Origin of the sequence: Bowmanella yangjiangensis (assembly GCF_018531185.1) — a bacterium.
Taxonomy (GTDB): domain Bacteria; phylum Pseudomonadota; class Gammaproteobacteria; order Enterobacterales; family Alteromonadaceae; genus Bowmanella; species Bowmanella yangjiangensis.
Window position 1 is genome coordinate 638,386 of sequence record NZ_JAHDJU010000001.1, and the last position, 14,578, is coordinate 652,963.

13 protein-coding genes are annotated in these 14,578 nt (G+C 47.3%); 4 read left to right on the forward strand and 9 right to left on the reverse strand.

Going from position 1 to position 14,578, the window contains the following annotated elements:
* Positions 1 to 127 precede the first annotated feature (127 nt).
* Positions 128 to 445 carry a hypothetical protein gene (locus tag KJY73_RS02880; protein WP_214340141.1) on the reverse strand — a complete coding sequence of 106 codons (318 nt, stop codon included), beginning with the start codon at positions 443 to 445 and terminating at the stop codon, positions 128 to 130.
* A gap of 257 nt (positions 446 to 702) precedes the next feature.
* Entirely contained in the window at positions 703 to 2,076 is a 1,374-nt protein-coding gene (locus KJY73_RS02885; protein WP_214340143.1) for a serine hydrolase domain-containing protein, read from the reverse strand.
* Positions 2,077 to 2,338: 262 nt separating this feature from the next.
* On the opposite strand from KJY73_RS02885, the gene KJY73_RS02890 reads away from it, so the two are divergent.
* Entirely contained in the window at positions 2,339 to 2,854 is a 516-nt protein-coding gene (locus KJY73_RS02890) for a zinc dependent phospholipase C family protein (protein WP_214340145.1), read from the forward strand.
* 3 nt (positions 2,855 to 2,857) lie between these two features.
* On the opposite strand, the gene KJY73_RS02895 is transcribed toward KJY73_RS02890, so the two are convergent.
* Both KJY73_RS02895 and KJY73_RS02900 read right to left on the reverse strand, forming a co-directional pair.
* On the reverse strand, positions 2,858 to 3,847 hold the full coding sequence (locus KJY73_RS02895; protein ID WP_214340147.1) for a DUF3137 domain-containing protein: 990 nt from the start codon (positions 3,845 to 3,847) through the stop codon (positions 2,858 to 2,860).
* A 10-nt stretch (positions 3,848 to 3,857) separates the two neighbouring features.
* Positions 3,858 to 4,421, reverse strand: coding sequence for a LemA family protein (locus KJY73_RS02900; protein ID WP_214340149.1), 564 nt, complete (start codon positions 4,419 to 4,421; stop codon positions 3,858 to 3,860).
* A gap of 208 nt (positions 4,422 to 4,629) precedes the next feature.
* Here KJY73_RS02900 and KJY73_RS02905 point away from each other — a divergent pair, with 208 nt between their 5' ends.
* Positions 4,630 to 5,331: a hypothetical protein gene (locus KJY73_RS02905; protein WP_214340158.1), complete on the forward strand. Its 702-nt coding sequence runs from the start codon at positions 4,630 to 4,632 to the stop codon at positions 5,329 to 5,331.
* An 86-nt stretch (positions 5,332 to 5,417) separates the two neighbouring features.
* On the opposite strand, the gene cspE is transcribed toward KJY73_RS02905, so the two are convergent.
* Together cspE and KJY73_RS02915 are read right to left on the reverse strand one after the other, a co-directional pair.
* Positions 5,418 to 5,630, reverse strand: coding sequence for a transcription antiterminator/RNA stability regulator CspE (gene cspE / locus KJY73_RS02910; protein ID WP_214340160.1), 213 nt, complete (start codon positions 5,628 to 5,630; stop codon positions 5,418 to 5,420).
* Positions 5,631 to 5,974: 344 nt separating this feature from the next.
* Complete coding sequence (locus KJY73_RS02915) at positions 5,975 to 7,126, reverse strand: helix-turn-helix domain-containing protein (RefSeq protein WP_214340162.1); 1,152 nt, start codon at positions 7,124 to 7,126, stop codon at positions 5,975 to 5,977.
* 519 nt (positions 7,127 to 7,645) lie between these two features.
* Between KJY73_RS02915 and KJY73_RS02920 the strand changes: the two genes are divergently transcribed.
* Complete coding sequence (locus KJY73_RS02920) at positions 7,646 to 8,314, forward strand: hypothetical protein (protein WP_214340164.1); 669 nt, start codon at positions 7,646 to 7,648, stop codon at positions 8,312 to 8,314.
* A gap of 231 nt (positions 8,315 to 8,545) precedes the next feature.
* Here the strand turns inward: KJY73_RS02920 and dgt are convergent, their stop codons facing one another.
* Entirely contained in the window at positions 8,546 to 10,030 is a 1,485-nt protein-coding gene (gene dgt, locus KJY73_RS02925; protein ID WP_214340166.1) for a dGTPase, read from the reverse strand.
* Between the two features lie 101 nt (positions 10,031 to 10,131).
* Positions 10,132 to 12,066: an alpha/beta hydrolase family protein gene (locus KJY73_RS02930; RefSeq protein ID WP_214340175.1), complete on the reverse strand. Its 1,935-nt coding sequence runs from the start codon at positions 12,064 to 12,066 to the stop codon at positions 10,132 to 10,134.
* 138 nt (positions 12,067 to 12,204) lie between these two features.
* On the opposite strand from KJY73_RS02930, the gene KJY73_RS02935 reads away from it, so the two are divergent.
* Complete coding sequence (locus KJY73_RS02935; protein WP_214340177.1) at positions 12,205 to 13,962, forward strand: monovalent cation:proton antiporter-2 (CPA2) family protein; 1,758 nt, start codon at positions 12,205 to 12,207, stop codon at positions 13,960 to 13,962.
* Between the two features lie 4 nt (positions 13,963 to 13,966).
* On the opposite strand, the gene KJY73_RS02940 is transcribed toward KJY73_RS02935, so the two are convergent.
* Complete coding sequence (locus KJY73_RS02940) at positions 13,967 to 14,578, reverse strand: GntR family transcriptional regulator (protein WP_214340179.1); 612 nt, start codon at positions 14,576 to 14,578, stop codon at positions 13,967 to 13,969.

The window sequence follows — 14,578 nt, forward strand, 5'->3', positions numbered from 1 at the left end:
TCATTGGCCGCCTAAGATTGTTAGAACAAGGCATCATGAGCCGCACCTGTTCAGGTCATCTAGTTGCTAAGCGAATATTGCTGGTGCCTCGCGGGATGGCCTTGAATAAATAACTGCTCTCCAAGCACTATTGAGGGGTGGTAAATACCGTTAAACCGAAATCCTCACCAAGGCCATTCAAAATTCGGGCTGGGCCGAATATATGTCCTGCACCTGACTGCCAGCGGCATCTCAGGCAACTGGTACCTTTTCTTAGTTGGCAATGCCACTTTGCCATAGCAGGGTCAAAACCCTGGTAGTTATCTGTTATCTCCCAGCCATTATCCAAATGGGCTTGTAAGATTTCAGTAAAACGTTGTGCGCTAATATCCTGCACTATGCGCCAGTCATTACGCCTGTATTTCCAGTCTCGGTATCTGCGGGCAATAGCACTAAAGGGGTTCATGAGGATCCTTATTTATTGAACTGAGCTTTCCTGTTCTGTTGCTATCTTGCCAAACTCCACGACCCGTTTCTATGTATTGATGCGTGAATGTAAATAGATTGTTTGGAGAAGCGAAGAATCAATGGATTCTGTGCTATTGGCGTATAACAACTATTGATACCTGCTGCATTGCTTTCACCAATACCGTATGAAGGGCCTCAGGGCATAGTAAAGAGAAAACTGTCCGCCGCTTAAGTTGCCATTGGCTTTATCTTGTCTCACTCTTTGGTAAAACGGCCACTGAATGTGTCCTGCTCCATCAGCAGCTCAGCGCCATTCTCAGAAAAGCTAAATAAAATCGCAGGGCCGTACATTTGCTCGAACAAGAACTGGCGCTCACCTTTGTAAGTCAGGGCTTCTTTAAACTCGTTCTGAATAACATGCACCAATTGATTACCATCACGGATAAATACCACTTTGTCTGACTTATCTGGGTTCGAAACGTAGGTACCAACATACTTATCCAGCTCATCAGCCGCTACCGCTAGAATCGCATCATTAAAAAATGCTTTAAGTAAGGCCTCGTAGACAAGATTAATGTTGTCATTTTCGCCATTAGAGGTAACAACCAGCGTTACCTTGTCATCCGGAAAATGTATTGCTGTCGCGCGATACCCATCCAAGGTGCCGCGGTGACCAAAACCAACACGACCGGCCAGGTCGTAACGCATAATGCCCATACCAAATCCATCTTTAATTGCTTGCATGGTGGTAAGGTGTTGCTCTGGCACTAGACCCCCATTAAAAAGGGCGTCTAAAAATAATGCAGCTTCAGTGGCTGTAGAGACTACATCACCCGCACCTAAGGTTACCGACATATCAGTTTGTGGTAACAGCTGCCAGCCGGCTTCGAAACGATAGGAGTAACTTTCATTTTGCTCTGGCGTAACCTGATTGCCCAGGTAAGTACTTGTTAAGCTAAGAGGCATGACTATCTGCTCTTGGAGTATTTGCTCCAGTGGTTTGCCGTGAAGCTTTTCCAGAATACAGGCCAGTAAAAAGTAATTGGAGTTGCTATATTCAGCGCTACTTCCAGGCTCAAAGTCACTTTGGTAACTGAATATCATCTGCAGCATCTGCTGGCGGGTTTGAGGCATAGTGTGGTACTTAAAAAAACGCGGATCTTTTGTATAACTGGCTATACCACTACGATGCTGCAGCAAATCGGCAACACGAATTTTTGCGGCATTTTCAAGTTCAGGAAAAAAAGCATCAACCTTTTGCTCAAGGGTTAACTTCCCTTCGGCAATGGCTTTAAAAATCAATACTGCGGTGTAGGTTTTAGACACTGAGCCTAGACGATATTTAGTGCCCATATCAGCTGACTGCTTAGTGCTGATGTCTGCAAACCCCGTTGCACGGCTAAATAGCAACTCACCCTTATGCAGTAATGCCACGTTGCCCATAAACTCATGATTTGCGGTTACTGAATCAAAGGCCTGATTTAGTCTTTCCGCTGCGCTGGCAGGGGCTTCATTTAATTTAGCGGCGTTTGTATGCGGAGTAGGGTCTGAGCAGGCTGTTAGAAACAGCCCCCAACATCCAAGCAATAAGAACCTGTACATCGTTAGTTTGGGGAGAAATCCATTCATTGCCTACTCTCTTATTGCCGGAAAGTTGCCGCTACTATCAGTGCTAGTTTGGCTCTTTAGTTGATTTTGAACTTGGCATAAAAACATCTACTAACTGGGCTTTGAGATACTAGCGAACCAACACGCAAGCCGTCAGGCAGATTATTGTTAATAGATATTTCGAAGGCGCGACCCGTTTGTTGGATTCAGGAATACTTGGTGATAAAAACGCTGAGCGCAGAATTTAGGACAAGTAACTTAAGTGAATTCACGAGGAGGGGGCATGCCATTTACACCATTTCATATGGGGCCCGGAATTTTGCTGAAAAGTCTGCTGCAAGGCAGCTTTAGCTTAATGGTGTTTGGTTGGGCGCAGATTGTTATGGATGTTCAACCCCTGATTGTTATGCTTTCTGGTGAGGGGCATCTGCATGGTTTTTCACATACCTATATCGGCGCCTCACTTCTGGCCGTGTTTGCCGCCTTATCGGGCAAGTATTTATCTGAAATTGGCTTGTTTGTGCTTGGCCTGAATCGTCAGTGGAACGTCAGTATTGCCTGGTGGGTATGTTTTCTTTCGGCATTTATCGGCACATTTAGCCATGTGTTGCTGGACAGTTTTATGCATGCTGATGTGGAGCCCTTCTTTCCGGTTACTCAAGTAAACGACTTTCTTGGCGTTATCTCGGTGCAAGCATTACACAAACTCTGTTTATACAGCGGTGCTGTCGGTGGCGTGCTGTATTTCGCTGTTAACTGGGTACAAAGCGTTAGCAAGCAAAAACAAAGCGATTTCTAGGGCTTACTCTTTAGTCCAGATTCGCGTATTCAGATCCAGGTCTTCGACTATGCCGGTAATAAAATCCAGGTCTTGATAGATTTCTTCGATAACGTCCATGTTGACCGCCGGTTTAAACAACTTAGGTTCGAAATAGGCTTTGCGGGTGGGGATGGCGATATATAGCTGGCCGCCAACAAAAGACAAGGCCACGCTGGCATCGGCTTCCTGTCTGAAGGCAATCAACCTTCGCATCAGGGCTGGCGAGATTAAGTAGCGCGCTTCAACCTGATCATTACTGTAGACCTCAAAAAAGCGTTCGAACTCGGGGTCTTCCAATGCCACTCTGGCGTCGCGAGTACCTAGTAAATTACCGATAGATTTGCCCAGGCTGGAAAACAAACCGCTGCTGTCGGGCCTGATGTAGGTTTTGCTTTTAAAGTGTTTATTGGCATCGGCCACAAAAAATAAGCCTTTGAAGATGGTATGCCAGTTTGTGGTGGTACGCCCCTTGGAATCCCGGGTGGTGGTTTTGTATTGGGTATGTAACTCGGAAAACTCGATAAGCGTTTTGCCCAGCTTACCGATAACATAGTCCTCGCCTTCATAGCGGTCATAGGCGCGTGGATACAGGCCGCTGTCTTTGTATTTTACCGATGATACTTGTCCTGTTGGGGCGTATTTAAAGCTACTGTTAAAAGTGCTGAGCAGTTTACCCACAACCTGGGTTTTGTAATCGCGACGATAACTGGACCACTTGCTCATTACAAACCAATACATCAGCATGGCGCTTAGGCCAACGACCCAGAAGATCAGGTCCGGATCCATATAATTGGCCTGGATATAAGCAAAGCCCAACAGGCTGACCACAGGGACGACAATGCAGGCGATAAGCAGGCGTTTTACCGCTTGTTGTCTGACGGTGTCCAGGGCTTGTAGCTGAACTTTCAGCTTGCCGGAAAAAAGCCGATGAAGATCCGCCTTTACCGAAGTTCTCGCTTTGTTCACGTCCATGTCTTCCCGCTTAGCCGCCGAACAGCTTACCTACATTGACGTTTTGCTTTTCTTCTTGTGGGATCTCGAACAACGCCCGCTGTTTCAGATTCATGCGGCTGGCAAACAGGTTGGAGGGGAACATTTCGATAGCATTATTCAGGTCAGTCACCGCGGCATTAAAGGCGCGACGGGCGGCAGAAATCTGCTCTTCCGTTTCATTCATGGTGCGTTGCAGCAGCAGAAAGTTTTCACTGGCTTTCAGATCCGGGTAGTTTTCCACTGCGATGTTAAAGTGGGACATGGCCGTGTTCATTTGCTTATCCAGCGCAACTTTTTGCTCGCCGTTCAGACCACCAGATTGAGCTTTTGCGCGCAACGCCGTCAACTCACTGAGCAGCGACGACTCATGAGCCATGTAGGCTTTCACGCTTTCCACCATATTGGGGATCAAGTCGAAACGCTTTTTCAGCATCACATCGATGGATGCCTCGGCATTCTCCACCTGATTCTTCTTACCAATCAGGCTGTTGTAAATGCCTATGGCGACAATCACAAGTACGGCCAGGATGATCCAAATGAGCCAGTTTTGCATAGCATATCCCTTCGTCTGGTTAGGTGGGGATTGTACCTTGTTGAGATGGCTAGTTGTTAGTGATCATTCGCTAAGGGTAAATAAGCCCTAAGTCTGGGAGCTTGGTATCCTTTGTTCTGCAAAGACTAAGTTTATTTAGTGCGTAAAGTTTGAACTTTTGCTCTGGTTGGTTGAATAATGAGCTGTTGCTGTCAGGGAAAACTCAGTTATGTCAAAGATCGATGACAAACCTCGAGAGGGCTTTAAATCATATTTTAAATTGCCCCCCTTTTGTCACAGGGCTGGTGATACAAATAAAATTAATGAAGCCAAAAAGAACTTTCAAAGCATGTGGGTAGGTGGGCTGCTTGGATCATTGTTTTTTGCCTTTGCCTTCAATATCTTAAAAGATTTCTCCGATATAGATTTTAGCCAGCTTTTTGCACTTTATACCTGGCAGAGGGGGCTGGGCTATGCGTTTTTACTCTGGTGCATGATTTATTTCACCATTTCCAACTTTCTCAACTCCCATGCCACCCCTCATATTGTTGATGTGTTATTTGATATTGGCCAAACGAGCTTTGCGTTCTTTGTCCTCTACAACTTCGGACTTATTGATAGTTCACCTGTTATCGAGCGACCATTTCTAGTAATGAACCTTTATTTTATGACCCTCGGGTTTAGCTCGTTACTTTTATACAGTGGACGTTGGTGCACGGAGCTGTCGGACAAACAACCAGCGGTAAACGCTTGTCGACTAATCATTTTATTGCTCGGTCTTGTGGGGTTGGTTTTGGCCTGTTTTCTTAAGCCGGAATCGAATTCATTGGGCTTATCTTTGCAGTGGTTGCTAATGGGTTGCCATGGGCTCTTGATGTGGTCTTATGCTTTACAAAGGGTGAGCAAAACCGGCTCAGAAAATCTCCCTTAGCTGGCTCAATAGAAGGTTCAGTGAATTCTATAAGCAAAAAAGCCGGGATAAAAATCCCGGCTTTTCTTGGTATTCAGTGCGTAGTCTTAGTTAATAACTACGTTAGCAGCCTGAGGACCTTTCTGACCTTGTTCTACGGTGAAAGATACAGACTGACCTTCTTTCAGGGTTTTGAAGCCTTCAGAAACGATAGAACGGAAGTGTACGAATACATCCTTACCACCGTCTTCCTGAGAAATGAAACCGAAACCTTTTTCTTCGTTAAACCACTTAACAGTGCCTTTTACTGAATTAGACATGTAATAAACCTTTTTAAAACTTAAATTTTTGGTGAAATTCACCGGTGGAGCATTAGATAAGACTTACCAAGAACGCATATAAATGTCTAATATCGACTTTACAAAAGGACGAAGATAAAACAGTGCAGTAGTTGAAAGTGCTTTAACTATCTAAAGCCCGTGCATTGTACGTTTAATGCCCAGGGCTGTCCATAGCCCCTATAGAAAAATCCTCATGAGGTTTTTCTCGGTCAAAAAACGCGCTAACGAGCCATCTACGGTGAGAATGATGCCAGGCATTCAGGTTGAGTCATTAACCTATGTCGGGAATATGCCTCTGTCAGCGCCATCATTTAATTATCTGACTACCCGGCGTTATGCTGCTTTTTGTATTCGCTGGGGGTCATGCCGGTGGATTGTTTAAACGCCTTATAGAAGGATGAACGGGCATTGAAGCCTACTGCCAGGGCAATATCTAATACGGTTTGGTCGCCTTTTAGCAGCATTGGCTTGGCGTTTTCAATGCGGGCCTGATTGATAAAATCAAAAAACGTGGTGTCCAGATGCTGATTAAGCGTCTGAGACAGGTATTGTGACGGCACTCCCGTATGTTTTGCCAGCTTTAGCAGATTCAGCTCGGCATCTAAATGCAGGGCATCCTGCGATATGGCATGCACCAGCTTAGTAGCAATACGTTCAAAATCATCCTGGTTGAGTGCAGAGCGCTGGTACTTTGCTTTATTTGTTTGCACGCCGACCTCTATTTTGTCCGGTTCTGGAGATAATACCTCGGCGAACCCTGGCTGTTGACGAAGCCCATTGGTTGCCATCAGCCAGACCAACACCAGTAGTAACAGAAAAACCCCGGTATCGGACAAGCCATATTGTGCAAAGTGATTCCCCACCGTGAGCACTGCCAGGGCATAAATCCAGGTGAACACTAACAGCAGAGAAAAAACGTTTACCCACAGCAAGGTTTTGCCGCTTTCATTTGCGTACATCTGTTTTATGCGGGAGCGGTATTCAATTGTTCTTTTGAACATGCCGACGACATACACCAGGCTAAGTACGCACCATAGCACCAGCAGTGCGAAAAAGCTGGTGGCGGTCATTTTTGCCATTGTGTTCTCAAGCGGAATTTCTGAGAAAAACATGCTGTCAAAATCCCCCTCGGGCAATAGCAAAATCAACAGCGAGACAAGCAAGGCGAAGAGAAGGGGCAGAAAGTGTTTATTGGTGTTTTTATGCCACTGCCATGGGGCTGGTGAGATAAGCGCCTCATGGTATAGCCAAAAGCAAGGCAACAATAGGTAAAAAATAACGGGGATCGCGGCGATATAAAGCTGCCTGAAAGCGGGAAAGGTGGAGAATATTACCGGGCCACTTGCCAGCAGGGCTAGGCAGGTAAGCACGCAGACTAACGGTCGTTTTGCCGGGTTTTTATGCTGCGGCAGCAAAAGGAAAAGGCTAAAGGTGGCAACCGCCAATGCCATGGATGAAAAGTACATATCGAGCATTTAAGACTGCTTCATTTATTAATCTATCGCTACCTTAACATAGCTGGCTGCATCCACAGGCAGAACTAATATCTCTGTGACTTGTTCATGCCTGGGCTGACCAGAGATCGCTAACTGCATGTGCGTTTTCTTGTTTTTTGATTATGCGCGGCGTCATCAATCTCAGCCAAACTGAGTTGAGCTTTAGCACAACAGAATTCGCTGGTTGTGAATTTAGCCCCAAAGGGGAATGAATCTGTCCTGGCTGAATATCCCGGACATCCGAATGGTGAGTACCGTGAAACATCAAATGCCGTTGAAGCCTTTGTCATCAAAGCGCTGGGGTTTTGTGTCAGTCAATTGAAAACATCTGGTTATTCACATTCCTCTGAAGTTTTTGTGTAAATACTTGCTCACATTGTGCTGCTGGATGCCCCGCGTCTCGGGTGACTTTTTGTCCTCGCCACGTTGCGCAGACGATTCTTTAAATCCTGACCTTTACTGTGTAGCGAAATAAACCACTACTGAAAGGTAATCACTATGACGTTATGTACAGAACACTCAGTTAACCGTGTTTTGCAGAACACAGGGGCGGGCGCTTCAATTGGGATGGCGCTATGTTATGTTTTTATGTTTATCCTGTTTGGCGCGATGCTGTCTTTCCCGTCCTCAGAGAATGTAGCGGATAAGATTCAGTATATTGGCGAGCAAAAGTTATTAATAAGTCTTGCCAATATTGTCGGCTATCTGGTTTTTGGCGCGCTTTTACTGGTTAGCGTTCAGGCGCTGCAAAACAAAATGCAGTTGGTTAATTCCAGTCTGTTAAATACCGCCAGCTTATTTGGCATTATCTGGGCGGTATTGATGATGGCGTCCGGCATGCTGTCGCTGGTGGGGATGAACACCATGTTGGGGCTGTTTGATAAGTCACCGGCGCAAGCCGAAAACCTTTTTTATACCTACAACACTGTTGTGAATGGTCTTGGCGGTGGCATTGAACTGGTTGGTGGATTATGGGTATTGCTGGCCAGCATCTGTGGGTTAGTTAAGCAAAAGATGTCTAAAGGTCTGCATATTTTAGGCTTGGTGGTTGGCACTTTCGGGGTGTTGACTCTGATTCAAAGTGTGCCAGAAATGAAAGAACTGTTCGGATTAAGCCAAATTGTCTGGTTTATCTGGTTGGGGTTATCTCTGCGTTCAGCCCACTAAAGACAAATCAGGAAAGGCGAAACATTAAGAGCGAACTCAATCCATTGGCATTCATGCTGAACTTTTTCGAAATGCCTATGTGCTGCTGACAACAATGATAACCCTGATATTAACGACTCTGGTGTATGGGCCTAGATTTAAACGGTTGGTTAGAAGGCCTGCGTAGCAGGCCATATTATTCCGACGCTTAGAATTCACAGCGCTCGTCCGTTAAATCCTTTGGCCTAATGATTACGCGCTCAGGGCCAGGAGTTCGCGATACTCATCCAGGGCATACTGGTCTGTCATGCCGCTGACCATATCCTGAATCAGTCGGCAGCGGTAGTAGCCCTCCCACAAAAGGAAGTCTGTATCTAAGTGCTTTACCGCCAGTTGATAGGCGCTGATATGTTTATTGGCCAAGCGTTTAGCAAGGCGCGATTCAATCAAAAGGTCGCGATGACCACCGTCAATAACTTGCTGGAAATCGTCTGCCGAGAGTGCCAGCAGAGGCCGGTACTGATTGAGCAGCTCACTGATGATTTTGTAGCCTTGAAGCTCAAGGGTTTCAACTTCTGCCACACTGAAAATATGCTTGATGGCGACTTTTTTGAAGGTCTCGATTAAACGGTGGTTAAGGGAATCATCTTCCAGCAATGCGCGGTTGAAGTTACCGGTATAAATGCTCTCAATATTTTCCACAAAGGCGTCGACAGCATGTTGAACCAGCGGGTGAATTAAGTTGACCCGCAGCCACATAAAATACTGGTGAGCTTTGTTCAGCGGCTCTTGTTCGGCGCGTTTTAGTACATAATCCATTACCTGGCGAAAACTGCGTGGTTCACGGCCATTGCCGGGGAGGAAGGGCACATTGGCCAATCCTTCTGCGCCGTCGAATTCCTCGATCAGTAATTGGGTTAAATGCGGATAGTTCAGCAGCCCTTTTTCTACCCCATCTTCAATATCGGCCAGGCAGTAAGAAATATCGTCAGCAGCTTCCATTAAATACGCCAGGGGGTAGCGACAATACTGGCCCAGTTCAAGCTTCTGTTGCAGGGCTTCAACATAGCTTAGCTCGGATAAATAATAGCCCGGCTTTTTACGCAGATAGTTAAGTGGCTGGTCTTTAGCTGGCTTGGCCTCATACGCGGGGCGGGTATATTTCAGTACGCAGGCGGCTTGCATATAAGTCAGGTTCAGTCCCAGTAGTGAATGCAGCAGACGAATCGCCTGTGCATTGCCTTCAAAACTGGAAAGGTCCGCTATGATCTGAGCTTTCAGTGGACTATCGGGCTGCTTATCAAATACCGGCAGGGTACTGAGATGATTGCGAAACCATTTGGTAATGGCCGCTTCGCCAAAATGACCGAAAGGAGGGTTGCCGATATCGTGCATCAGGCAAGCCATTTCCACCAGCGACTCGACCGCCCTTTCAAAGCCATCCAGACCATAGTCTGCCGCTTTTTCAGCTAATTTATCGTAGAGCGTGCGCACCAAAAAGCGCCCGGTCTGCTGTACTTCCAGACTGTGGGTCAGGCGTGAACGCACCGCGGCATTGCGTTCCAGCGGGAAAACCTGGGTTTTTTGCTGTAAACGGCGAATCGCAGCGGACTGAATGATTCTGCCGCGGTCACTTTCCAGCGCTCGTTCCAGCTTGCGAATGTCTAATTGCGTGGTGTCGTTTGGTTTTCCATAGGGGCGAGCTGTGCTGAGTTTGCGGCGAAAATCGATAGGCATAGATAACTGCAATTGACTGGAATGAATGGGCTAATGCTACCTGTTTTGTGCAGGCTGTTGTCAAATTATTACATCTGACAACAGCCTGCCAAGCGGGATGACTACAGATAGGAATTAAGGAAACCCTCAAGCTCCCGCAATACCGTCAGGCGATTTTCTTCAATCTCCAGATAGTGATTACCTTTAGGTAATTCCACGTAACGAACATTCTTTTTCAGATCCTGCAGCTCTTCTGCCATTTCGCGACTGTGTTTGACCGGCACAACCCTATCTGCCTCACCATGTAACAGCAATACTGGTGCTTTAATGTTCTCTGCCAGATGCAGGGGCGAGGTGGCGCGCAGTTGCTTGGTGTTTTCACCTAACTGCTTTTTCACCACTTTGTTATTGGTATAGCGGCGGGATTCTCGCAGGATCATGGTTAAGTCTGTTACGCCATTGATACTGGCTGCGCATTTAAAGGTATCCCCTTGAGTTGCCACGCCCATTAAGGCGGCATAGCCGCCATAGCTGGCACCCACCAGACAAATACGCTCTGGTAACGCCAGTTTCTGAGCAACAAGCCAATCCGCCGCATCTTGCAAGTCACGTTGCATCTCTTTACCCCAGCCCTGGACTGATGCTTGCTCAAAATCAAAGCCGTAACCTGATGACCCCCTAAAGTTGGGCTGCAGTACCAAATAGCCCCGGTTGGCGAGAAACTCCGTTAACCAATCAAAGCCGCCATAGTCGCGGGCCATGGGGCCGCCATGAGGTAGGATAATGGCAGGAAGTGGTTGCTGTTCGGTGATATGTCTGGGGTAGGTCAGATAGGCTTCAATGGATAAGCCGTCCTGGGCTTGGTATTGCACTTTAACCTTGCCGGACAGGTTATTCTCATCCAGCAATGGATATTGAGACGACAGGGCTTCCAGTTGGCGGGTATCACGGTCACCAACATAGTAAATGCCGGGTTGGTCATCAATAAAACTCAGTAATACGTACTGACGCTCGTTGTTGCTCATACTGACGATAATGTTTGATGCGTTGGGCAATACTTTATCCAGGGCTTTCTGAAAATCCTGATAACTCTTGTCCCAGTAAATGCGACCATTATCAGCCTCGCCATGTGTTACACCAATAACATCACCGGTTTTATATGAATACAGTAGGCGGCCTTCAATATCGTAATCAGGATCCGCGTAGACCAGTTCTTTGTGCGCTTTATCTTTGCTCAGATCAACTTTGAATACGGCATATCTGTTGTTATGCAGGGCTCGTATGTAAAGAATATTGGGGTCTTTATCAAAACCCAAAATGTTAATATCGGGTGCATCAAAAATCTGGTACTCCCACAGGGTCTCCCACTCGTCGGTTTGCAGATTTTTATGTACATAGAACACGCGGGTGTCGTCTAGTCCAACCCCTAGTCTGACTCGCCCTTGTCTGTCTGCATGCCAGTCATGAATATCTTCTTTGGCTTGTTGAAGTTTTTGGCGGCCTGTGTGTTTTAAGCTTAGCTTGTATACGCTCGGAAGATTGGGAATATCGGCATCTACAGCCAGTAAAAAGTGCTCATCGTCTTCAGGAAGCAAGCTGACGACGTTATCCTGAAATTGGCTGGCATGATCATCAGACAGTCCGGATGTTCTGGCCTTAAATGCTGGCTCAAGTTCACTGTCTCCCTTGATATTTACTTTGAGTAAGCGGGTTTCGGTTACCTCAACCCGGTAGCGTTTGGTGGGGAAGCGGGCACTGATTAGTAAGGTGTCATTTTTCGCCCATTGATACCAGTTAATCTTGAACTTCTGGTTGTCGGTAACGGCCAATATCTTCGGCTCCATGCTTTGGAGATTGACACTCATAATGAAGGTATTTCCCGACTCATTTCTGAGCATGGCCAGATGTTGTCCATCAGGCGCAAGCTTTACCTGGCTGACTGCTGGTAAACTGCCAAAAGCTTCAAGTGGGAGTTGGTGCTGATTGGAGTTTGCTTCGGCGTTAATGGCTGCAAATACAACCAGGCTAAAGATCACTGTGGATAGTAAGGTGCGCATAGCAAGTTCCTTTGCGTACTATTATTATTTTCCTATTAGTGATTGATTTTAAATAGATTCCACTTTTGGTCTAGTGTTTTTTTGCGCAGTAGTGACGAGTTTGGAATACACCAAACTGCCCATAATTGAGGAACACAGATGTCAGCTTTGGCAACCGGATTAGTCTTTCTTATCGCCGCCGTGATAGCAGTGCCACTGTTTAAGCGCCTTAAACTTGGTGCCATCCTCGGTTATCTGGTTGCCGGGGTGATTATAGGGCCATCTTTGATGGGGCTTATTCACGAGCCTGACCATGTTCTGCATGTTGCTGAGCTTGGGGTTATCCTGCTGCTGTTTGTTATTGGCCTTGAGCTTGAACCGAAAAAACTTTGGTCTATGCGCCAGGCTGTGGTGCTTACCGGTGGAGGCCAACTGCTGATTACTTCACTGCTGTTGGTGGGGGCACTGGTATTCGGAGCCTCGCAGCAATGGCAACCCTCCTTGGTGATAGGCTTGGCGCTGGCATTGTCTTCTACCGCCTTTGCTATTCAACTGATGGCAGAGCAGGGCATTCTTAAAACGCCACCGGGTCAGCAAGGTTTTGCCATCTTGCTGATGCAGGATCTGGCGGTCATTCCCATTCTGTTGCTGGTGGAATCTCTGGCTGGCAGTGATGGCACTGCGCCGCCCTGGTGGCTGAGTTTATCGGCCATTTTGATGGTGTTGGTGGTTGGCCGGTATCTGTTAAATCCTTTCCTCAGGTTGCTGTCCCGCTATGGCAATGAAGAAGTGATGACGGCAGCTGCCCTTTTGATTGTCATCGCGACCGCTCTGGTAATGGAACAAGCCGGCTTATCTATGGGGATGGGCGCATTTCTCGCCGGTATGTTGCTGGCTAACTCCAGTTTCCGTCATCAGTTGGAAACCGAGATAGAGCCGTTTAAAGGCTTGCTGCTTGGTTTGTTTTTCATTGCCATCGGGATGAATCTGGATTTGCAATTATTGCTGGATGATCCGGGCTTTATTGTCGGGGCCAGTTTACTGCTGGTGGTGATTAAAACCTTGATTATAGGTGGCCTGCTAATCATGGCCGGTCAGAATAAAGGCGATGCTGTCAGAGTGGCGTTGATGCTGTCGCAAGGCGGTGAATTTGCCTTTGTGGTGATGACCACGGCTGCCGGTAAGGGACTACTAGATGCAACGCTGGCTAATCAGGTTAGCCTGATTGTGGGGATTTCCATGGCGATGACATCGCCCCTGGTTATTTTGTACAGCCGTTGGGTAAACAGTCGCCAGTGCCCGCCTGTGTATGATACGGCCAGTAATGTCGATGACCCTCAAGTGGTGATTGCTGGTTTTGGTCGATTTGGCCAGATGAGCGCCAGGATCCTGGCGGCTAACCAGATCCCTTTTACCGCCTTGGATAAGGACGCCGCGCATATCGCCTTTGTTGAACAGTTTGGCAATAAGGTGTTCTACGGTGATGCCACCAAATTAGACTTACTCCGGGCTGCGGGGATAGAGCAGGCCAAAGTGCTGCTGATTGCAGTTAACCGTGAAAGTGATGTAATGAAAATTGCTGAACTGGTGCGGGAGCATTTTGGCCATATCCATATTATCGCCCGGGCACATAACCGTCTAACGGTGCGCAATCTCCATCGTATCGGGGTGACCGATCTGGTACGTGAAGTTTATTCCGGTAGTTTGGAAGCGGCCAATCATGTGCTCAAAGCTTATGGTGTATCCAGTGCGCGCGCGGACTATTTGGTGCAAGTGTTTCGTAAGCATGATGAAACATTGCTGGCTAATACCCTCGAAGATCTGGACGATATGGATGCTCTGATAGAACGCAGTAAACGTGGTCGAGAGCAACTGGAGTCCTTGTTTCGTCAGGATAGTCAGGACATAGGTAATTAAACCTTTAGCGCAAAAAATTAACCAGAGCCTGACCGGCCTCACTGATGTGCTCGCGTAGCAAGCGCTCGGCCAGCTCACCTTTGCCTTGGCGCAGGGCATCCAACAGCGCGCGGTGCTCAGTCTGGCTGCGTGCTTGGTAATTCAGGCTCAAAGACTGGTAGCCAATGTAACGCTGGCACTGGCGCTGCAGATGTTCCACCACCGCAAACAGGGTGGGACGTTGGGCTGGCTGATAAAGGCAGGCGTGAAACTGCCAGTTAAGCTCACCAATTTCTGTGGCCGACAGCCCCGGTTGGTCCATGTGAGTAAGCAGATCCTCTGCTCGCCCCAGAACTTCGGCATTTAATTTAGGTATGGCCAATTCCTGAAGCAAAGGCTCCAGACGCATGCGCATCAGGTAAATATCTTCCACTTCGATGGCGTCAAACTTAGGTACGGCCACTCCACATTTACCATGATCGGTCAGCCATCCTTGGTTTTTCAGTTTGAGTATGGCGTCACGGACAGGGATACGGCTGACCTGATAATGTTCAGCCAACTCTTTTTGCTTAAGTACCGTGCCGGGTGCGAAGCGACCGGCTTGTAAATCTGCTTTAAGTTTGTCGTACAGGCTCAT

Excerpts from the sequence above, each read along its gene's own strand:
- KJY73_RS02880 (WP_214340141.1), bottom strand. The coding sequence starts at position 445 with ATGAACCCCTTTAGTGCTATTGCCCGCAGATACCGAGACTGGAAATAC.
- KJY73_RS02905 (WP_214340158.1), top strand. The coding sequence starts at position 4,630 with ATGTCAAAGATCGATGACAAACCTCGAGAGGGCTTTAAATCATATTTT.
- KJY73_RS02940 (WP_214340179.1), bottom strand. The coding sequence starts at position 14,578 with ATGAGCCTGTACGACAAACTTAAAGCAGATTTACAAGCCGGTCGCTTC.
- dgt (WP_214340166.1), bottom strand. The coding sequence starts at position 10,030 with ATGCCTATCGATTTTCGCCGCAAACTCAGCACAGCTCGCCCCTATGGA.
- KJY73_RS02890 (WP_214340145.1), top strand. The coding sequence starts at position 2,339 with ATGCCATTTACACCATTTCATATGGGGCCCGGAATTTTGCTGAAAAGT.
- KJY73_RS02920 (WP_214340164.1), top strand. The coding sequence starts at position 7,646 with ATGACGTTATGTACAGAACACTCAGTTAACCGTGTTTTGCAGAACACA.
- cspE (WP_214340160.1), bottom strand. The coding sequence starts at position 5,630 with ATGTCTAATTCAGTAAAAGGCACTGTTAAGTGGTTTAACGAAGAAAAA.
- KJY73_RS02930 (WP_214340175.1), bottom strand. The coding sequence starts at position 12,066 with ATGCGCACCTTACTATCCACAGTGATCTTTAGCCTGGTTGTATTTGCA.
- KJY73_RS02885 (WP_214340143.1), bottom strand. The coding sequence starts at position 2,076 with ATGAATGGATTTCTCCCCAAACTAACGATGTACAGGTTCTTATTGCTT.
- KJY73_RS02900 (WP_214340149.1), bottom strand. The coding sequence starts at position 4,421 with ATGCAAAACTGGCTCATTTGGATCATCCTGGCCGTACTTGTGATTGTC.
- KJY73_RS02935 (WP_214340177.1), top strand. The coding sequence starts at position 12,205 with ATGTCAGCTTTGGCAACCGGATTAGTCTTTCTTATCGCCGCCGTGATA.
- KJY73_RS02915 (WP_214340162.1), bottom strand. The coding sequence starts at position 7,126 with ATGCTCGATATGTACTTTTCATCCATGGCATTGGCGGTTGCCACCTTT.
- KJY73_RS02895 (WP_214340147.1), bottom strand. The coding sequence starts at position 3,847 with ATGGACGTGAACAAAGCGAGAACTTCGGTAAAGGCGGATCTTCATCGG.